Origin of the sequence: Clavibacter vidaverae (genome assembly GCF_047529985.1) — a bacterium.
Taxonomy (GTDB): Bacteria; Actinomycetota; Actinomycetes; order Actinomycetales; family Microbacteriaceae; genus Clavibacter; species Clavibacter nebraskensis_A.
The window spans coordinates 1,631,577-1,649,427 of record NZ_JBLJAM010000001.1; the positions used below are offsets into that span (position 1 = coordinate 1,631,577).

The following is a 17,851-nucleotide window of genomic DNA, read 5'->3' on the forward strand; positions in this document are numbered from 1 at the left end:
GCGGCGCGGATAGACTCGACGACCGTGACCTCACGCACCCTCATCAAGAACCTGGCCGCCCTCGACGACGGGGACGTGGCCGTCTCCGGCTGGGTCGAGACCGTCCGGGATCAGAAGAAGATCCAGTTCGTGATCCTCCGCGACGAGTCCGGCGCCGTCCAGCTCACCTACAAGCGCCAGGGCGAGGAGGACGAGACCGCCGACACCATCTCGGGGCTCGCCGCCGGCACCTTCCTCACCGCGACCGGCACCCTCAAGCACGACGAGCGCGTGAAGCTCGGCGGGCTCGAGATCGGCCTGTCCGGCATCGAGGTCGCGGGCGCGGCCATCCCGGAGACGCCCATCGCGGCCGACTCCTCCATCGACAAGCGCCTCGACTGGCGCTTCATCGACCTGCGCGCGCCCCGCAACTCGCTCATCTTCCGCGTGCAGACCACGCTCGTCCACGCGCTGCGCACCTACTGGGTCGAGCACGACTTCATCGAGGTCTTCTCCCCCAAGCTCATGGCCACGCCCTCCGAGTCGAACGCCGAGCTCTTCAAGGTCGACTACTTCGACGGCGTCGCGTACCTCGCGCAGAGCCCGCAGTTCTTCAAGCAGATGGCGCAGTCCGCCGGCTTCGGCAAGATGTTCGAGGTCGGCCCGGCGTTCCGCGCCGACCCGTCCTTCACCTCGCGCCACGCGACCGAGTTCACCTCTGTGGACGCGGAGATCAGCTGGGTCGAGAGCCACGAGGACGTCGCGCGGCTCCAGGAGGAGCTCATCGTCGCCGCGCTCACCGCGGTGAAGGAGAAGCACGGCGACGAGATCCGCGAGCTGTTCGACGTGGAGGTGACCGTGCCGAGCATCCCGTTCCCGCGGATCCCGCTGCTCGAGGCCAAGGACATCGTCGCGAAGCGCGGCCACGTGATCGACCGCGCGGACGACGACCTCGACCCCGAGGGCGAGCGCCAGATCGCCGCGCACGTGATGGAGGAGTTCGGCCACGAGTTCGTGTTCCTCACGGACTACCCGTCGTCGATCCGGCCGTTCTACCACATGCGCAACGCCGAGGACCCGTCGATCACGAACAGCTACGACCTCATCTGGAACGGCGTCGAGATCACCACGGGCGCCCAGCGCGAGCACCGCGTCGAGGTGCTCGAGGCGCAGGCCCGCGAGAAGGGCCTCGACCCCGAGGAGCTCGGCTCGTACCTCGACTTCTTCCGCTACGGCGTGCCCCCGCACGGCGGGTTCGGCATGGGCCTCAACCGCGTGCTGATGCTGCTGCTGCACCAGTCGAACCTGCGCGAGGTCACCTACCTCTTCCGCGGTCCGAACCGGCTCGCCCCGTAGGTCCCGCTCCACCGGACGGCCCGATCCCCTTCGCCGGGGGTCGGGCCGTTCCGCGTGTCCGGGGCGCGGGAAGGCCCTCGGGGGCGCGGATCTACATCGCTCGGGGGAACCGCGGACGCCCTCGGGTCCGTAGCGTGGCAGGCACCGCCGATCCGACCGGGCCGGCCGCACGCCCCGACGCCGAGGAGCCCGCATGCCCCACGAGACGCGACAGGACCGCCGCCCGGCGCGCGGGATCGCCCGGCACGGCCGGCTGCGGAAGCCGAGCGGGGTGCGCACCGCGGTCATCGGTGCGGTCGTGGTGGCCGCGGTCGCGCTCGTGAGCACCGGATCCGTCGCCGCGTTCGCCGCGTGGGACCTGGCGCGCACGGTGCAGGCCAACGCGGTCGACATCGGGGACGGGCAGGCGCCGCCGCCCTCCATCGGCGGGATCGACGGCGGGGCGAACATCCTGCTGGTGGGCGGCGACACCCGCGAGGGCCAGGGAGACGGCTACGGCACGGGCAAGGACGTCCAGACCGGCAACCTCAACGACGTCACTATGCTCCTCCACATCAGCGAGGACCACACGCGCGCGACCGTCGTCTCCTTCCCGCGCGACATGCTCGTCGACATGCCGGCGTGCACCGGTGCGGACGGAGCGGAGGTCCCCGCGTCCTCCGGCGTGCAGATCAACGTGGCGCTCAAGCGCGGCGGGCTCCCGTGCGTCGTGCGGGCCGTCGAGGCGATCACGGGCCTCGAGGTGCCGTACGGCGGCGTCATCCAGTTCAACGGGGTCGTCGCCATGTCGAACGCGGTGGGCGGGGTGCCCGTGTGCATCGCCAACCGCCTGCGCGACCGAAAGACGGACCTCGACCTGCAGCCCGGGATCCACCCGCTGCAGGGGCGCGAGGCCGTCCAGTTCCTCCGCACGCGGTACGGGGTGGGTGACCAGAGCGACATCTCCCGCATCAGCAACCAGCAGGTGTTCCTCAGCGCGCTGCTGCGCACCATCACGGCGACCGACACCCTCACGAACCCGGCCAAGGTCTACGGGATCGCCCGGGCCGCAGTCGACAACATGGTGCTGTCGACCTCGCTCGACAGCCCGGCCGCGATCGCGTCGCTGGCCCTCACGGTCAAGGACATCCCCCTCGACCGCTTCACGTTCGTGCAGTACCCGAGCACCCGGCTGGAGAGCGGGCGCGTGGCGCAGGACGTCGCCAAGGGCGACGAGATGATCCGCCTCATCGCGGCCGACGCCGACTTCACCCTCGCGCCGGGGAGCACCGGCCAGGGCGTCGCGGCGCCCGAGGCTCCCGCCCCGACGCCGACCACGCCGGCACCCGATGCGGGCGCCGCGCCCTCCGCGGATCCGTCCGCCCCGGCCGTGCTCCCCGAGGGCGTGACGGGCCAGACGGCCTCGGAGGAGACCTGCTCGAACGGCTGACGCGGGCATCCGCAGGGCGACGGGTTCGCCGCCGTCCAGGTCTGCGTTTCCTCTGTTGCCGTAATATCCTTCCCATCGCTCGATGCCCTCACCCGCGGGGTCGCCGAGCCGTGGACGCGCGGACGCCGCCGGATCCATGCCCTCGACGGAGACCAGGACGGGACACGTACGGAGGGCACGGCATGGGCCAGCTGATCTTCGACAGCACGACGCGCACCACCATCGACGACCGCGCCCTCGCGCACCTGCAGATCGTGATGCTCAACAAGCTGCGCCGCAAGGAGAGCTTCGCGTTCTCGTGGAAGTACCCGGCGTCCGAGGGCGACGGCCGCAGCACCGTGTGGGTCGCGCCCGAGCTGCCGCTGCACTTCCGCTTCTCGGGCAGCCGCTCCCCCGCGATCAACCCCGCCTGGGTGGACCTGCTCATGGACAGCGCGAACACCGGCGCCGGGCTGCACCTGGTGCCGGAGCCGCCGCCCGGCACGGCGACGCACCACGAGCCGCGCGCCGACTGACGACGCGCCCTCCGACGCACTCGCACTCGCACCCGCACCCGCCCCGCACCCCAAGGACGCCCATGGCCCTCACGAACCTGCCCTACGACGACGACGCGATCCTCGCCGCGGCCGAGTCCGCCGCCGTCATCGCCCGGGAGGTGCGCGACGTCTCCGTCGACTTCGCCGGCACGAGCGTCTCGGACGACAGCGTGGCGCGCGTGACGGCGACCATCACGTACACGGTGCCCGCGGACGTGGCCGTGCGGATCCTCGACGAGGCCCGCCCGCGCGCCTGACGCGACCTGCATCCCGGCGCGTACGCGGGTCCGTCGCCCGGCCGACGACCGGCCGGCCGCCCGCTGCGAGGGTGAGGGCATGACCCGACCCGACGCGTCCCCGGCACGCTCCGCCCTCGGCATCCTCCGCGCCACCGCGGTCGTGCTCGCCTTCAGCCTCCTCGTCGGCGGCCTCACGAGCCCGGCGCAGGGCTTCCTTCCCGAGGGCGTCGACTCGCTCGCGAACTCCGCCGGCGGCTGGAGCATGCTCGCCTTCCTCGGCGTCTGGCTCTCCCGCGCGCGCCCGCTCCCGGGCGCCGTGCTCGGCGCCGTCTCCTTCGTCGCGATGGTGGAGGCGTACGGCGTCGTCAGCCTGTGGCGCGGGCACTTCTTCGCGGAGCCGTTCTCCTCCATGTGGATCCCGATCGGCCTCGTCGCCGGTCCCGTCATCGGGCTGGCCGCGGCGCTCGTGCGGCACGCGTCGCGCGCCTGGACGATCGCGGGCGTCGCGACGCTCAGCTGCGTGCTGGTCGCCGAGGGCGTCTTCGGGCTCACGGTCATCGCGGACACGACCAGCCCGGTCTACTGGACCCTCGAGATCGTCCTCGGGGTCGCGTTCGTCGTGGCGGCGGTGCGGCGCGGGCGGCGGGAGACGACGACGGCCGGCTAGTCGCGCACCGCGGCGATCCGCCGACGCGCGCGGAGGGCCACCCCGAGGCCCAGCGGCAGCACGAGGGCGGCGCCGACCGGCCCGACCGCCGCGACGGCGGACACGACCGCGAGCACGGATCCCCCGGACAGCACGAGCGCGTCGGCCTGCCACGCGGCGATGACGAGCCCCGACGCGTCGCCCGCCGGCGTGACCACGGGCGCCATGACCTCGAGCGGCAGCGGCCCCTTGGCCGCGTCGAACGCGCGGACCACGACGAGCAGCAGCACGACGGCGGGCGCGACGAGCATCCCGCCGGGCCCCGCGCCGCCCGCCGCGGCGATCGCCGCCCCCGCGAGCGCGCACGCGGCCCCGGCCGTCGCGGGCATCACCGCGTGGAGGAGCAACAGGCGCCCGGTCGGGATCCCGTACAGCGGCGGCGCGGAGGAGACGTCGACGACGTGCCGGAGGCCGTCGGATCCGACCCCGAGCGCGAGGAACCCGACGAGCGCGGCGACGACCGCGGGGAACCAGAGGCCCGCACCCGTCCCGTCGAGCGCGACCGCCACGAGCGCGCCGGACGCCGCCACGCCGAGGCACCCGGAAGCGGCGCGCACGGGCGTGCGCAGCACCCCGACGAGGTCGCGTCGCGCGACGAGGGCCACCGGGGATCCGCCGCCGACGGCGCGCCACCCGCGCCCGATCCGCGGCACGGGCCGGAAGCCGCCCGCCGCCATCGCGAGGTCGCCCGTCGTCGCGAGGGTCGTGGCCGTCTGCCAGCGCTGCGCCTGCGCGAGGAGGTCGGGTCCGCGGAGGCCACGGAGGAGCGCCGGGGCGAGCACGAGCACGACGAGGGCCAGCGCGGCGAGGGCGCCGATCGCGGTCGCCGCGGAGGCCGACGGCAGCCAGTCCCCCGGGCCGGGGAACAGCGCCCGGACCGCGGCCCACGGCACGACCGGCACCGGCACGAGCACGGCGAGCGCGGTGGATCCGAGCAGCACGGCGGCGGCGACGGCCCGCCCGCCCTCGCGCAGCCGCTGCCCCGCGAGCCAGCAGCCCGCGAGGATCACGCCGACCAGCGCGCCGCCGGCCGTCCAGACGACCACCGGCCCCGGATCCGCGTCGCCCGCGACCAGCAGCGCGAGCCCCGGCAGCAGCGCCACGAGCCCGGCGATCGCGGCGGATCCGAGCACGGCGCGCCCGAACGGCCGCGCGAGCACCGCCGCCCGCGACAGCCCGCTGCCCGCGAGCGCCGACGTGAGGAAGGGCGACAGGAGCGCCGGACCCCGCGCGCCGCCCGCCAGCAGGAGCGCGGTGGCGGCGAGGCCCGCGACCAGGGCGGCCGCGGTGGGTCCCTGCGCCCGGAGCGCGGCCGCGGCGCCCGGCTCCGCGAGCTCCAGCACGACGGCGCGCAGCACGGGGACCCCCAGGATCAGCACGGTCAGCGCGCCCGCGTACACCGTGTAGGCGAGGTCCATCACGGAGGCGCCGCCGCGCTCGAGCCGGATCGCCCGGACCGTGCGGAGGACGCGGCCCGCCCTCACGCGGCGTCGCCGACGAGCGCGAGCGACCGGTGCGCGACCGCGTCGCGGAGCACCGGGCTGTGCGTCGCGAGCACGACCGTGCGGCCGTCGTCGAGCTCCTCGCGGAGGACGCCGATCACGAGCTGGAGCCGGTCGGGATCCAGCCTCTGCTCCGGCTCGTCGAGCAGCAGGACGTCGTGGGGTCGCACGGTCGCCATCGCGAGCGCCGCGAGCTGCGACTGCCCGCTCGACAGCTCGTGCGGGAAGCGGCGCGCGAGGGGCGCGAGCCGCCACCGGTCGAGGTGCGCCGCCGCGCGGTCGCGCGCCGCGTCCGCGTCCAGCCCCCAGGTCGCCGCGATCACGGCGAGGTGCTCGGCGAGCGTCAGGTCGCGGGCGACGGGCGGGTGGCCGATGGATCCGGACACCGCGCGCCGGAACGCGGGGTCGCGCTCGTCGACGGGTCGCCCGTGCACGAGGGCGGATCCGGTGCTCGGCCGGCTGAGCCCCGCCAGCACGCGCAGCAGCGTGGTCTTCCCGGCGCCGTTCGGCCCGGTGACCGCGACGGCCTCGCCCGCGGCGACCGCCAGGTCCGTCGGCCGCAGCAGCGGGATCCCGTCGACGACCACCGACACCCGCTCGACCTCGACCGCATCCCCCATCCGGCCATCCTCCCGCATGCGCGGCCACCGGTCCCGGGGCGGTGGCTCACCGCCCCCGCGCGCCCAGCCCGGCGCGCGGCACCAGGCCGCCGTCCGCGAACACGCGCGCGACCCACCGGTCGGCTATCTCCGCGTAGAGCTCCGCGTCCGGGTGCAGCCCGTCGGGCAGCGTGAACCGGTCGACGTCGTCGGGACCGTAGAGCGCGAGCCCGTCGAGGTGCGCAACCGGCTCGCCGGCCTGCCGCCGCACGCGGGCGACGTGCGCGACGTGGTGGCGCGACTCGGCGAGCGTGAGCGCTCCGAGCGGGACGTCGGCGGCGTCGCCCGCGGCGAAGCACCGCACGGATCCGTCGTCGCGGGACTCCACCCCGGGCGGCCCGGGCACGTGCTCGCTGCCCGGCCACAGGATCGAGGACGCCAGCACGATCGGCGTCTCCGGGTGCCCGCGCCGCACGCGGTCGAGGAAGCCGTGCAGCGCGGGCGCGAAGGTGCGCTGGTCCATCGAGCGCGCGCCCACGACGTTGATGCCGACGCTCAGCGAGATCACGTCCGCGGGCTCCGCCGCGATGGCGTCCGCGACGAACGGGTCGAGCATGCACTGGCCGCCGAAGCCGAGGCCCACGATGTCGAGGGCGGCCCGACGCGCGGCGACCACGGGCCAGGCGCCCGTCGGATCCGGCGCCTCGACGCAGTGGCTGATGGAGCTGCCGTGGTGGATCCAGCGCGGCAGCCCGAGCGGATCCGCGGCCCGCACGGGCGCGTCGGCCTCGATCCCGAGCAGGTCGACGAGCATGCCCTGCGGCAGCCAGACGGTCACGGTCGACGGCCCGTCCCCGAGCCCGGCGAACGCGACCACGGACGCGTCGGCCGACCCCACGGTCGTCTCCTCGGCGGCGTCGCCCGGCAGCGTGATCCGGCGCACGACGTCGACGGGCGCCGCGACCGGCGGCAGGTCCACGCCGCCCACCTCCGCGACGAACGTGTTGCGCGGCCCGGGGAGCTCGTCGAAGTGGATCCGCGTGCAGCGCACCCGCAGCCGCACCTCGTCCGCCGCGGTCGTGAACCGGATCCGCACCCCGGCCGCCGTCGACACCTGCGCCCGCAGCAGCTCGCCCGCGGGCGGGAAGTCGCGCCACCTGCTCTCGGGCAGCCGGATCGGCCGGACGCCTCCCGGCACGGCCGCCAGCTCGAGGTGCCCGTGGACGCGGACGGACCCCCCGCCCAGCTCGACGACCGCGCCCTCCGCGCTCACGCGTCCCCGCCCGCCGCGTGGGCGCGCACGAAGGCGACCGTCCGCTCGATCACCTCGTCGCGCTGCGGGAGCTGCGCCCAGCCGTGGTCCGCGCCCTCCACCACCCGGAGCTCCGCGCGGTCGCCGAGCACGTCCGGCGCGGTGTAGCGGCGCGCGTAGTCGACGGGCACGAAGTCGTCGGTGCCGTGCAGGAGCAGGGCGGGACCCCGGTAGCCGGCAGCCCGCGCGTACGGGTCGAAGGCGAGCGCGTCGTCGCGCATCGCCGGCCCCATGCGCTGCCCCGCGAAGTCGAACCAGCCGACCGCGTCGAGCGGCGCGAGCGAGCGGCCCTGGATCGTGCCCGCGCGGATGTCGTCGACGAACACGGCCGCCGTCGACCACATCGCGAGCGACCGGATCCCCGATCCCGCGCCCTCCCCCGCCGCGCCCTCCCCTGCCGCGCCCTCCTCCGCCGCGACCACCGACGCGATGACCGCGCCGAGGCTCATGCCGACCAGGTGCAGGTCCGCCGCGTCCACCTCGGGCAGCGCGCGGACGGCGTCGAGCACGAGCCGCGCGTCGGCCGCGTCCCCCGTGACCGTCGTGTCGAGGAACTCCCCGTCGCTCTCGCCGTGGCCCGCGCGGTCGTAGGCGACCACGCCGATCCCCGCCGCCGCGAGCCGCCGGGCGAGCGCCACGAAGACGCCCGTCGTCTCGACCCGCGAGCCGCCGAAGCCGTGCATCAGCACCGCGGTGGGCCGCGGGCCCGTGGCCTCCGGCAGGTGCTGGGAGCCGCGGAGGACGAGACCCCGCACGCGCGCATCGAACGGCCGGATGCGCAGGGCGCCCGCGCCGCTCACGCGACCGCCTCGACGGTCCGCACCGACGCCGTCGCGGGCACCTGCTCGTCCTCGACGTCGAACGCCGTCCCGCTCACGCGGCGGAACCCGATCCAGCCGACGAGGAACCCCGCCGCCGCGACCACCGCCACCCCGACGTACACGCCCTGCGGGTTCAGCGCGAGGAGCGCGGGCGTCACGGCGTTGAGGGCGGCGGTCGCGAAGCGCGCCACCCCGTAGACGGTGCCCTGCGCCGTCGACCGGAGCAGGGTCGGGAACGACTCCTGCGTCCAGACCTTCATGATCGTCTCGAAGCAGAACGCGCCCGCGAAGGTCGAGAGCACGACCGACACGACGAGCGTCGGGAGGCTGAAGCCGAGGACGACGGGGATGAGGTTCGACGCGACCACCACGACGGATCCGATGACGAAGTACGGCATGCGGAACCGCGTGTCCGCGACCGACATGAACCACAGCGCCCCGAGCACGGCCGCCGGCATCGCGAGGATCGTCCACGACTGGTACTCGTCCACCCGCGCGCCGGCGACGCTCACCGCGACGTACGTGCCGAAGCTGCCGGCGACGCTGATCGCGAGCGACGCGAGCGTGTAGTACACGAGCAGCGTGACGAAGGGGCGGCGGTACGCGGGCCGGCCGAGGTCGCGGATCCGCCCCCGCTGCGCGCGCACCGTGCGCGTCCCGTCCGCGCGCTCGGCCCGCGCGACCAGCCACGACGCCGACTCGGGGATGGTGGCCCGCATGAGCAGCACGACGAGGCCGACGACGCCGAACGCGGCGAACATGACCCGACCGCCGACGGGCCCCTGCTGGCCGAACGCGATCCCGATGAGCACGGCCATCAGGATCCCGAAGCCGCCCAGCAGGTTGGAGAACACGAGGATCTTGCCGCGGTTGCGGTCGGTCGCGGCCTCCGAGATGGTCGCGAGCGCCACCGGCAGGTCCGCGCCGACGCCGAGGCCGATGAGCGCGATGCCGGGGAGGAGCGCCGCGGACGAGACGCCGAGGAACGGCGTGGCGGATCCGATGACGATGAGCGCCATCGTGGTCAGGAACACGCGGCGCCGGCCGAACCGGTCGCCCGCCCACCCGCCGAGGAGCGAACCGGCCGCCACCCCCGCGGTGAGCACGGCCGTGAGGTAGCCGACCTCCGCGCCCGTGAGGCCGGGCCCTCCCGTGGGCGGCGCGAGGAAGAGCACGAGCGCGATGCCCACGCCCGTCGTGGCGGCGGCGTCGACGAACGTCGCCATCCCGCACACGAAGCCCACCCACCAGGCGTTCGGGGCCACGCGGGCCCCCTCGACAGCAGTCATCCCATACTCCTTCGTATGCGTCGTGAGATCGCGACCCGGTCGGGCACCGGACGCGCGGTCAGGATGCTACAACGATCTAGCAACCGGGGGGAACCCCTCTCCCCGACGTCTCAGCGGGCGGGGCCGACCGACGCCCCGGGCACGAGCGCCATCGGGATCCGGTGCACGGCCGGCGTCGCCTCCCGGTCGAACAGCAGCTCCACGGCCCGGCGCCCGAGCTCCAGCTGCGGCAGCGCCACCGAGGCGAGCGGCGGATCCAGCGCGCGGCTGATCGCGCTCCCGTCGAACGCGACCACCGACACGTCCTCCGGCACGCGCAGCCCCTGGCGGTGCAGCGCCTGGTAGGCCCCGGCGGCCACGGCGTCGTTCGCGCAGACCAGCGCGGTCGGACGGGCTCCGGATCCCAGCAGCGCGGCCACCGCGTCGCGTCCGTCCGCGGTGTCCCAGTCGCGCTCCACGTCCTGCACGCCCGCGAGCGCGAGGCCCGCGTCGGCGAGCGCGCGCCGCACCCCCGCGAGCCGCTCCTCGAGGGCGAGCGGCGCCCAGCCGCGCCAGGCCGACCCGCCGGTGACGCCGTCGGGGAGCCCGCCGACGAACCAGATCCGCTCCCGGTGGCCGAGGTCGACGAGCAGGCGCGCGGCGTCGGATCCCGCGGCGTCCTCGTCCGGGACCACCGCGTGCGCGACGCCCCCCTCGGGCACGCAGTTGAGCAGCACGTGCGGCACCTGCTGGAGGAGCGACGGGATCCGCACGGCGCGCGTGAACATCGACGCGTACAGCACCCCGTCGATGGTGCGGCCGAGCAGGCTCTCGAGCAGCTGCTCCTCCTGCCGGGCGTCGCCCTGCGTGTCGACGGTGAAGAGGATCGTGTCGCGCTCCCGCAGCGCGTCGAGCGCGCCGCGCACCATCGAGTTGGCGTGCGACGTGCTGCTGACGAAGTCCGAGACGAGCGCGACCGTGCCCGAGCGGCCTGTGCGCAGCGTGCGCGCGGTCATGTTCGGCCGGTAGCCGAGCTCGTCGGCCGCCAGCCGGATCCGTTCGATCGTCTCCGCGGAGAGCCGCTGGTCGGTCCGCCCGGTGAGCGCGAACGACACCGCGGACCGGGAGACCCCGGCCCGCTCGGCCACCTGCGCGAGGGTCACGCGCCGCCGGGCCGCGGGCGTCGCCGCCGCCGGGCCGGTCACGCCCTCGTCCCCGGCGACGTCAGACCTCGAAGTCGACCGATGCGGCGGACGCCACGAGGCTCCGCACGAACGCGGCCACGCGCTGGTGCTCGGGGTGCGCGTCGTACGCGTCGAGCCCGGCGCGGTCGTCGAAGTCGGCGATGAGCACGACGTCGTGGCTGCGGGCGGATCCCACCACGTCGCGCCCCAGCTGGAACGACCGGATCCCGGGCACGAGGCCGGGCAGCGTCCCGAGCGCCTCGCGGATGCGGGCGGCGTCCCGGTCGAGGGCGGCGGGATCGCGGTCGGCGAGCTTCCAGGAGACGACGTGTCGGAGGGTCATGCTCCGACCCTATCCGCGGCGGGCGGGGAGGCCGGCGGGATCAGCGGGCGAGCGCCGCGCGCAGCCGGTCGGCGTCGATGCGCCAGTAGTTGTGCACGCGCCCGTCGATGAGCAGCACGGGGATCTCCTCGGCGAAGCGGTCGGCGAGCGCCCGGTCGTCGAGGATGCTCCGCTCCTCCAGCGTCACCTCGGCGGCGCGGTCCGCGTCGAGGCCGCCGAGCACCCCGGTCACGACGTCGCGCGCGTCGTCGCAGAGGTGGCAGCCGGGCTTGCCGACGAGGGTCAGGACCGTTGCGCTCATCCGCCCAGCGTAGGCGAGGGCGCCGGCTCGGGGACCCGGGGCCCCGGCGCAGGAGCGTCGCCTACGCTGACCCGATCATGGTCGAGCAGGCGAGCACCCCGGTCCTCGCGTTCTTCGACGTCGACAACACCCTCATCCACGGCGCCAGCGTCTTCCACCTCGTGCGCGGACTCCGCGCGGCCGGGCTCCTCACGGTGCGCGACATCGTGGGCGCCGGATGGAAGCACGCGCGCTTCAAGGCCCGCGGCGAGAACGACCGGCACCTGGCGTCCGCCCGGGCCCGGGGCCTCGAGGTCGTCACCGGCATCACGGTGGCGGACATGGCGCGCCTCGCCGACGACATCTACGAGCGGCACACGGCGCCGATGGTCTGGCCGGAGACGCTGGGCCTCGCGCGGGAGCACCTCGCGAAGGGTCACCAGGTCTGGCTCGTGACGGCGTCGCCGTCGTTCCTCGCCGACGTGATCGCCTGCCGGCTCGGCCTCACGGGCGCCCTCGGCAGCGCGCTGGAGGTGCGCGACGGCGCGTACACGGGCCGCCTCGAGGGCGAGTTCCTGCACGGCGCGCACAAGGCCGCAGCCGCCCGCGGGCTCCTGACGCGCACGGGAGCGGATCCGGCGGCGTGCTGGGCCTACTCCGACTCCCGGCACGACATCCCGCTGCTCACTCTCGTGGGGCATCCCGTGGTGGTGAACCCGGACCAGGGCCTGGCCGCCCACGCGCGCGACTCCGGCTGGCCGTCGATGCGGCTCCAGCGCGCGAGCATCCGCGATGCCCGGCGCCGCGTGCGCCGCGAGGCCGCGGAGGCGGGCGGCGCGACCGGCGCCTGACCGAGCCCGCGTCCGAGCCACGTCGCGGATCCCCCGGACGCACGAAGAGGACGCCGCCCCGCTGCCGGGTCGGCGTCCTCTCGTCACGTTCGGCGCCCTCGTGGACGCGTGCGCGCTACTTCTTGTTGCGACGCTGGTGGCGCGTCTTGCGAAGCAGCTTGCGGTGCTTCTTCTTCGCCATGCGCTTGCGACGCTTCTTGATCACTGAACCCATAGGGGCACCTCATCTGTTGCCGGACGGAACACGCGGGCACTGAGGACCCGCGGAAAATAGCCTCAGAGGAGTCTAGCCGACATCCGACATGCCGGAGTGACGCGATCCCTCGCCGGGCTGGCCGGGCAGCGCGTTCGACGGGTCGATCGCCGCCAGGACGGCGGACTCGGGCACGCGGAACGAGCGGCCGAAGCGGATGGCGGGCAGGTCGCCCGAGTGCACGAGGCGGTAGACGGTCATCTTGGAGACGCGCATCATCTCGGCCACCTCGGCCACCGTGAGGAATCGGACGTCGGACAGGTCACGCGACATGGGCGGATCGACTCCTCGTTCTGCGTGACCGGCTCACGGACCTTCGAGCCCCCGCGATGCGGGCGCTGGTGCGCGAGTCTAGGGGTCCGGATGGACGCCTGTCCATCGTGTCACATCCTGCATCACGCGTCCCGCGAGTTCCCCTGCTTCCGCCCGCGGAGGCGGCCGAGCGACGCCTGGCCCGCGCTGCCCGCGACGCGCGTCGCGTCGTGCACGGCCGCGGCCGCCTGGTAGCGGGTGTCGGCCCAGATCCGGCCGAGGGACGCGGCGAACGGGTAGCCGGCGGGGTCGTGCTCGTCGTCGCCGTCGGGATCCGCGGAGAGGCCGCCGCCGAGCAGGCCGGTGTCGGGATCCGCCCGGTCGTCGTCGTCCTCGTCGTCGCGGTCGACGGCCGTGAACGGCGCGACCCAGTCGTCGAGCTGCGCGAGCGGAGCGGGCTCGAGCCGGTAGTAGCGGTGCTGCCCCTCCTCGCGGACGGAGACGAGGCCGATGTCGCGCAGCACGCGCAGGTGCTTGGAGACGGTCGGCTGGCTGATGCCGAGCGTCTGCACGAGCTCCGAGACGCTGATCTCCCCCGTCGGCGCCTCGGGCACCGCGCGTCGGTCGAGCAGCACGCGGAGGAGGTCGCGTCGGGTGGGATCCGACACGACGTCGAAGATGTCAGCCATGCCCGAAGGGTATTCCGTCCCGCGGTCGGCGTACCATGACGAGTCGGCCCCCGGGGCCCTCGATCGGACAAGGGGACCATGCGCGTCAAGCCGGAGAACGGGCGTCCCCTCCTGGGTCGCATCCGCGACTTCCTCGACTACTTCGCGCACTCCACGCCGGCGCGCTTCGCGATCCTCATCTTCGCGGCGCTCGTGTTCACCCTCACGGGCATCCTCATGCTCCCCGGCATGACCTCCTCCGGCGACCACGCGCCCTTCGCCGACGCGCTCTTCACGGCGGTGTCCGCCATCTGCGTCACGGGCCTCGCGACCGTCGACATGGCGACCTACTGGACCCCGCTCGGCCACGCGTTCATCGCGCTCGGCGTGCAGATCGGCGGCATCGGCGTGCTCACGCTCGCGTCGATCATGGGCCTCATCGTGTCGCGCCGCCTCGGCCTCAAGGCCCGGCTCATGGCGGCGAGCGACAGCAACCCGCTGCGGATCCACCACGGCCCCGTCGCCGAGGGCCAGGCCGTGAAGCTCGGCGAGATCGGCACGCTGCTGCTCACGGTCGCGATCAGCGCCCTCGTCATCGAGCTGTCGATCGCGGCGCTGCTGTTCCCGCGGATCCTGCTGGAGGGCATCCCGGTCGGCCAGGCCGCGCTCGACTCCTTCTATTACTCGCTCATGGCGTTCACGAACACGGGCTTCGTCTTCAGCGAGGCCGGGTTCGAGCTCTACCACCAGGACTACTGGTTCCTCAGCCTGCTCATGATCGGCGTCTTCCTCGGCAGCATCGGCTTCCCCGTCATCTACGCCGTGTACCGCGGCTGGCGGAAGCCCCGCCGCTTCTCCGTGCACGTGAAGCTCACGCTCTGGACGTCGCTCATCCTCATCGTGCTGGGCACGCTCGCCTACGTCGTGCTCGAGTGGGACAACGAGAAGACGTTCGCGCGCATGGATCCCGTGCAGCACGGCTTCCAGGCGCTGTTCCTCTCGGTGATGACGCGCTCGGGCGGCTTCTCCACGCTCGACATGGGCGACTTCGGGAACGCGAGCCTGCTGGTCACCGACATGCTCATGTTCATCGGCGGCGGATCCGCGTCCACGGCCGGCGGCATCAAGGTCACCACCCTCGCGATCCTGTTCCTCGCGGCCTTCGCCGAGGCGCGCGGCAGCGAGTCGATGGAGGTCTTCGAGCGCCGCATCCCGAGCGACGTGCTCCGCCTCGCGGTGAGCATCGTGCTCTGGGGCGCGACGACCGTGGCGCTCAGCAGCATCGTGCTGCTGCAGATCTCCGGCGAGCGCCTCGACTACGTGCTCTTCGACGCCATCAGCGCGTTCGCGACCTCGGGCCTCAGCACGGGCTTCACGGCCGAGGCCACGGATCCCGCGAAGTACGTGCTCGCGGCCACCATGTTCCTGGGGCGCGTCGGCACGGTGACCCTCGCGGCGGCCCTCGCCGCGAGCACCCGCCGCCAGCTCTTCCAGCGCTCCGAGGAGCGGCCGATCGTCGGCTGAGCCGGCGACGCGCACCCCTTCATCCACCCGCACCGACCGGATCAGAGAGGCCCCTCATGGGCGAACGCATCCCCCACAACGCCCCCGTGCTCGTCATCGGGCTCGGCCGCTTCGGCGCCGCGACCGCCGGCCAGCTCGCGCGGCTCGACCGCGAGGTGCTCGCGATCGACGCGAGCGAGGGGCTCGTGCAGAAGTGGTCCGACCGCGTCACGCACGCCGTGCAGGCCGACGCGCGCAACATCGAGGCGCTGCAGCAGCTGGGCGCCAAGGACTTCTCGATCGCGGTCGTCGCGGTGGGGTCGTCCATCGAGGCGAGCGTGCTCATCACGGCGAACCTGGTGGACCTCAAGATCCCGCAGATCTGGGCCAAGGCCATCAGCCAGTCGCACGGCAAGATCCTGGAGCGCATCGGCGCGAACCACGTCATCTACCCGGAGGCGGAGGCCGGCGAGCGCGTCGCGCACCTCGTGTCCGGCCGGATGCTCGACTTCATCGAGTTCGACGACGACTTCGTGCTCGCCAAGATGTACCCGCCGAAGCCCATCCGCGGCATGGCGCTCGCGGAGTCGTCGGTGCGCCGCCGCTACCGGATCACCGTGGTCGGCGTGAAGACCCCCGGCAAGCCGTTCACGTACGCGACCGCCGAGACCGTCGTCTCGAACCACGACCTCATCATCGTCTCGGGCACGTCGGCCGACATCGAGCGGTTCGCCTCGCTGTCCTGACCCGCGGGCGGGCCGGCCGCGGGCTCAGCCGGCCGCGAGCTCCCGGGCCCGGGCGAGCGCGGCGTCGGTCGCACGGTCGAAGAGCCCTGCGAGATCCGCCGCCTGCAGCACCTCGACGGCCCGCTCGGTCGTGCCCTTCGGGCTCGTGACCCGGCGACGCAGCTCCGCGGGCTCGTCGTCCGAGGCGGCCAGCAGCTCCACGGCACCGCGGAAGGTGCCCTGCACGAGCACGCGCGCCTCGTCGGGGCTGAACCCCTTGGCCTCGGCCGTGCGCGTCAGCTCCTCGATGAGCAGGAAGACGTAGGCGGGGCCGGATCCGGAGATCGTGCTGAGCGCGTCGATGCGGTCCTCGGGCACCTCCACCACGTCGCCGACGGTCGCGAACACGGCGCGGGCGAGCGCGAGGTCCTCCGGCGTCGAGCGCCTGCCGGCCGCGAGCCCCGCGACCCCGCGGCCCACGAGCGACGGCGTGTTCGGCATCGAGCGCACCACGGCCACGTGCGCGGGCAGCAGCTCCTCGAAGGTCGCGATCGTCACGCCGGCCGCGACGCTGACCACGAGAGCGCCGGGCTCCAGGGCGTCCGCGACCTCGCGCAGCAGGTCGGGCACCATGTGCGGCTTCACGCCGACGATCACCACGCGCGCCCCGCGGACGGCGAGCCGGTTCGCGTCGGCGTCCTCCTCCACGCTCGACGCGGCGACGCCGTCCCGCTCGCCGAGCGCCGCGGCGCTGGCGGCCGAGCGCGTGGTCACGCGCACGTCGCCGTCGACCTCCACGCCCGGCTGCAGCAGGCCGCCGAGGATGGCGCCGTTCATGGATCCGGTGCCGAGCATCGCGAGCGACGGCAGGCGGACGACGTCGGAGGGGGCGGACGGGGCGGGGCGGGAGGCGTCGGACATGGCTCGATCCTAGGGACCGGGCGTCGTCCGATCGGGCCGTCAGCGGGCCCTCGCGCCTGGCTAGGCTGAGTCGACCGGGGCTCGCACGCCCGGGCCGGCCCGAGACCGGTCCCGCCGGTCGAGGAGGTCCCGCCTTGAGCGAATCCCACGGCAGCAAGGCGATCTTCGCCGCGCTCATCGCCAACGTCGGCATCGCGATCACGAAGTTCGTCGCGGCGTTCTTCTCCGGATCGTCGTCGATGCTCGCCGAGGGCGTGCACTCGCTCGCCGACTCCGGCAACCAGATCCTGCTGCTCATCGGCGGCAAGCGCGCCAAGCGCGTCGCGGACGAGGAGCACCCGTTCGGCTACGGGCGCGTGCGCTACGTCTACGCGTTCATCGTCTCGATCATCCTGTTCTCGGTCGGCGGCGTGTACTCGCTGTACGAGGGGATCCACAAGATCGAGCACCCGGAGCCGCTCGACGTGCCGTGGCTCCCGATCGTCGTGCTGCTCATCGCGATCGCCCTGGAGTCGTTCTCGTTGCGCACGGCGATCAAGGAGTCGAACCCGCTGCGCGGGAAGCAGTCATGGGTGCAGTTCGTGCGCCGCGCGAAGAGCCCCGAGCTGCCCGTGCTCCTCCTCGAGGACACCGCGGCGCTCTCCGGCCTCGTGCTCGCGCTGCTCGGCGTGGTCGCCTCCATCGTCACGGGCGACGGGATCTACGACGGCATCGGCACCCTGCTCATCGGCGTGCTCCTGGTCCTCGTCGCCGTGGTCCTCGGCGTCGAGATGAGCAGCCTGCTCGTCGGCGAGGGCGCCTCGAAGCCCGACGTCGCGGCCATCCGCGCCGCCATCACCGCGGGCGACGAGGCCGAGTCGATCATCCACATGAAGACGCTGTACCTCGGCCCGGACGAGCTGCTCGTCGCCGCGAAGATCGCGATGCCCGCCACCAGCTCGCTCGGCGACGTGGCCGCGGGGATCGACGCGATCGAGCGCCGCGTGCGCGAGGCCGTGCCGGTGGCGCGCGTCATCTACCTCGAGCCCGACGTGCGGGTCGCCACGCGCTGACCCGCGCCGCCGCCCCCGACCGCCACGGGCACGACCCCGCGGTGTGGAGAGCCCGCTCCTCGCCCCCCCGTC

At 74.1% G+C, this 17,851-nt stretch carries 21 protein-coding genes; 9 read left to right on the plus strand and 12 right to left on the minus strand.

The window, feature by feature from the left end:
* Positions 1-24: 24 nt before the first annotated feature.
* The 5 genes from aspS to ACMT9T_RS07565 all read left to right on the plus strand — a co-directional run bounded on the left by aspS (position 25) and on the right by ACMT9T_RS07565 (position 4,206).
* Complete coding sequence (aspS, locus tag ACMT9T_RS07545) at positions 25-1,335, plus strand: aspartate--tRNA(Asn) ligase (RefSeq protein ID WP_414744964.1); 1,311 nt, start codon at positions 25-27, stop codon at positions 1,333-1,335.
* Positions 1,336-1,528: 193 nt separating this feature from the next.
* Positions 1,529-2,764: an LCP family protein gene (locus ACMT9T_RS07550; protein WP_414744965.1), complete on the plus strand. Its 1,236-nt coding sequence runs from the start codon at positions 1,529-1,531 to the stop codon at positions 2,762-2,764.
* A gap of 182 nt (positions 2,765-2,946) precedes the next feature.
* Positions 2,947-3,279, plus strand: coding sequence for a DUF7882 family protein (locus tag ACMT9T_RS07555; RefSeq protein ID WP_116053248.1), 333 nt, complete (start codon positions 2,947-2,949; stop codon positions 3,277-3,279).
* A gap of 62 nt (positions 3,280-3,341) precedes the next feature.
* A complete protein-coding gene (locus tag ACMT9T_RS07560; protein WP_414744966.1) occupies positions 3,342-3,557 on the plus strand; it encodes a hypothetical protein in 216 nt (71 codons plus the stop codon).
* Positions 3,558-3,636: 79 nt separating this feature from the next.
* Positions 3,637-4,206, plus strand: coding sequence for a DUF6518 family protein (locus tag ACMT9T_RS07565; protein ID WP_414744967.1), 570 nt, complete (start codon positions 3,637-3,639; stop codon positions 4,204-4,206).
* Here ACMT9T_RS07565 and ACMT9T_RS07570 read toward each other — a convergent pair.
* The 8 genes from ACMT9T_RS07570 to ACMT9T_RS07605 form a co-directional block, all read right to left on the minus strand.
* The gene (locus ACMT9T_RS07570; RefSeq protein ID WP_414744968.1) at positions 4,203-5,729 is read right to left on the minus strand and encodes a hypothetical protein; all 1,527 of its coding nucleotides are present in this window, start codon (positions 5,727-5,729) and stop codon (positions 4,203-4,205) included. The genes ACMT9T_RS07565 and ACMT9T_RS07570 overlap by 4 nt on opposite strands.
* Entirely contained in the window at positions 5,726-6,367 is a 642-nt protein-coding gene (locus ACMT9T_RS07575; protein ID WP_414744969.1) for an ABC transporter ATP-binding protein, read from the minus strand. The genes ACMT9T_RS07570 and ACMT9T_RS07575 overlap by 4 nt, the downstream gene beginning before the upstream one ends.
* A gap of 46 nt (positions 6,368-6,413) precedes the next feature.
* Positions 6,414-7,619: a GDSL-type esterase/lipase family protein gene (locus ACMT9T_RS07580; protein WP_414744970.1), complete on the minus strand. Its 1,206-nt coding sequence runs from the start codon at positions 7,617-7,619 to the stop codon at positions 6,414-6,416.
* Positions 7,616-8,458: an alpha/beta hydrolase family protein gene (locus ACMT9T_RS07585; protein ID WP_414744971.1), complete on the minus strand. Its 843-nt coding sequence runs from the start codon at positions 8,456-8,458 to the stop codon at positions 7,616-7,618. The genes ACMT9T_RS07580 and ACMT9T_RS07585 overlap by 4 nt, the downstream gene beginning before the upstream one ends.
* A complete protein-coding gene (locus ACMT9T_RS07590; protein WP_414744972.1) occupies positions 8,455-9,768 on the minus strand; it encodes an MFS transporter in 1,314 nt (437 codons plus the stop codon). The genes ACMT9T_RS07585 and ACMT9T_RS07590 overlap by 4 nt, the downstream gene beginning before the upstream one ends.
* A 110-nt stretch (positions 9,769-9,878) precedes the next feature.
* Positions 9,879-10,952, minus strand: a complete 1,074-nt coding sequence (locus ACMT9T_RS07595; RefSeq protein WP_414744973.1) for a LacI family DNA-binding transcriptional regulator — start codon at positions 10,950-10,952, stop codon at positions 9,879-9,881.
* A gap of 19 nt (positions 10,953-10,971) precedes the next feature.
* A complete protein-coding gene (locus ACMT9T_RS07600; RefSeq protein ID WP_414744974.1) occupies positions 10,972-11,274 on the minus strand; it encodes a Dabb family protein in 303 nt (100 codons plus the stop codon).
* 40 nt (positions 11,275-11,314) lie between these two features.
* The gene (locus ACMT9T_RS07605; protein WP_413962313.1) at positions 11,315-11,575 is read right to left on the minus strand and encodes a glutaredoxin family protein; all 261 of its coding nucleotides are present in this window, start codon (positions 11,573-11,575) and stop codon (positions 11,315-11,317) included.
* Between the two features lie 77 nt (positions 11,576-11,652).
* Here ACMT9T_RS07605 and ACMT9T_RS07610 point away from each other — a divergent pair, with 77 nt between their 5' ends.
* On the plus strand, positions 11,653-12,405 hold the full coding sequence (locus ACMT9T_RS07610) for an HAD family hydrolase (protein ID WP_414744975.1): 753 nt from the start codon (positions 11,653-11,655) through the stop codon (positions 12,403-12,405).
* A 115-nt stretch (positions 12,406-12,520) separates the two neighbouring features.
* On the opposite strand, the gene ACMT9T_RS07615 is transcribed toward ACMT9T_RS07610, so the two are convergent.
* The 3 genes from ACMT9T_RS07615 to ACMT9T_RS07625 all read right to left on the minus strand — a co-directional run bounded on the left by ACMT9T_RS07615 (position 12,521) and on the right by ACMT9T_RS07625 (position 13,599).
* Positions 12,521-12,619: a 30S ribosomal protein bS22 gene (locus tag ACMT9T_RS07615; protein WP_003792170.1), complete on the minus strand. Its 99-nt coding sequence runs from the start codon at positions 12,617-12,619 to the stop codon at positions 12,521-12,523.
* Between the two features lie 72 nt (positions 12,620-12,691).
* The gene (locus ACMT9T_RS07620; RefSeq protein ID WP_194683492.1) at positions 12,692-12,931 is read right to left on the minus strand and encodes a helix-turn-helix domain-containing protein; all 240 of its coding nucleotides are present in this window, start codon (positions 12,929-12,931) and stop codon (positions 12,692-12,694) included.
* A gap of 122 nt (positions 12,932-13,053) precedes the next feature.
* The gene (locus ACMT9T_RS07625; protein ID WP_116053267.1) at positions 13,054-13,599 is read right to left on the minus strand and encodes an ArsR/SmtB family transcription factor; all 546 of its coding nucleotides are present in this window, start codon (positions 13,597-13,599) and stop codon (positions 13,054-13,056) included.
* A 78-nt stretch (positions 13,600-13,677) separates the two neighbouring features.
* Between ACMT9T_RS07625 and ACMT9T_RS07630 the strand changes: the two genes are divergently transcribed.
* Positions 13,678-15,102 (plus strand): TrkH family potassium uptake protein, encoded by a 1,425-nt coding sequence (locus ACMT9T_RS07630; protein WP_414744976.1) that lies wholly within the window; start codon positions 13,678-13,680, stop codon positions 15,100-15,102.
* 56 nt (positions 15,103-15,158) lie between these two features.
* Entirely contained in the window at positions 15,159-15,827 is a 669-nt protein-coding gene (locus tag ACMT9T_RS07635; RefSeq protein ID WP_043671599.1) for a potassium channel family protein, read from the plus strand.
* Positions 15,828-15,851: 24 nt separating this feature from the next.
* Here ACMT9T_RS07635 and proC read toward each other — a convergent pair whose 3' ends face one another.
* A complete protein-coding gene (gene proC, locus ACMT9T_RS07640; protein ID WP_414744977.1) occupies positions 15,852-16,727 on the minus strand; it encodes a pyrroline-5-carboxylate reductase in 876 nt (291 codons plus the stop codon).
* Positions 16,728-16,861: 134 nt separating this feature from the next.
* Here proC and ACMT9T_RS07645 point away from each other — a divergent pair, with 134 nt between their 5' ends.
* Complete coding sequence (locus ACMT9T_RS07645) at positions 16,862-17,779, plus strand: cation diffusion facilitator family transporter (protein ID WP_414744978.1); 918 nt, start codon at positions 16,862-16,864, stop codon at positions 17,777-17,779.
* The last annotated feature ends 72 nt before the right edge of the window (positions 17,780-17,851 follow it).

Bases quoted from the DNA above. Each gene is read 5' to 3' on its own strand.
- ACMT9T_RS07550 (WP_414744965.1), top strand. From the start codon at position 1,529: ATGCCCCACGAGACGCGACAGGACCGCCGCCCGGCGCGCGGGATCGCC.
- ACMT9T_RS07555 (WP_116053248.1), top strand. From the start codon at position 2,947: ATGGGCCAGCTGATCTTCGACAGCACGACGCGCACCACCATCGACGAC.
- ACMT9T_RS07560 (WP_414744966.1), top strand. From the start codon at position 3,342: ATGGCCCTCACGAACCTGCCCTACGACGACGACGCGATCCTCGCCGCG.
- ACMT9T_RS07565 (WP_414744967.1), top strand. From the start codon at position 3,637: ATGACCCGACCCGACGCGTCCCCGGCACGCTCCGCCCTCGGCATCCTC.
- ACMT9T_RS07575 (WP_414744969.1), bottom strand. From the start codon at position 6,367: ATGGGGGATGCGGTCGAGGTCGAGCGGGTGTCGGTGGTCGTCGACGGG.
- ACMT9T_RS07590 (WP_414744972.1), bottom strand. From the start codon at position 9,768: ATGACTGCTGTCGAGGGGGCCCGCGTGGCCCCGAACGCCTGGTGGGTG.
- ACMT9T_RS07600 (WP_414744974.1), bottom strand. From the start codon at position 11,274: ATGACCCTCCGACACGTCGTCTCCTGGAAGCTCGCCGACCGCGATCCC.
- ACMT9T_RS07605 (WP_413962313.1), bottom strand. From the start codon at position 11,575: ATGAGCGCAACGGTCCTGACCCTCGTCGGCAAGCCCGGCTGCCACCTC.
- ACMT9T_RS07610 (WP_414744975.1), top strand. From the start codon at position 11,653: ATGGTCGAGCAGGCGAGCACCCCGGTCCTCGCGTTCTTCGACGTCGAC.
- ACMT9T_RS07615 (WP_003792170.1), bottom strand. From the start codon at position 12,619: ATGGGTTCAGTGATCAAGAAGCGTCGCAAGCGCATGGCGAAGAAGAAG.
- ACMT9T_RS07620 (WP_194683492.1), bottom strand. From the start codon at position 12,931: ATGTCGCGTGACCTGTCCGACGTCCGATTCCTCACGGTGGCCGAGGTG.
- ACMT9T_RS07625 (WP_116053267.1), bottom strand. From the start codon at position 13,599: ATGGCTGACATCTTCGACGTCGTGTCGGATCCCACCCGACGCGACCTC.
- ACMT9T_RS07630 (WP_414744976.1), top strand. From the start codon at position 13,678: ATGCGCGTCAAGCCGGAGAACGGGCGTCCCCTCCTGGGTCGCATCCGC.
- ACMT9T_RS07635 (WP_043671599.1), top strand. From the start codon at position 15,159: ATGGGCGAACGCATCCCCCACAACGCCCCCGTGCTCGTCATCGGGCTC.
- proC (WP_414744977.1), bottom strand. From the start codon at position 16,727: ATGTCCGACGCCTCCCGCCCCGCCCCGTCCGCCCCCTCCGACGTCGTC.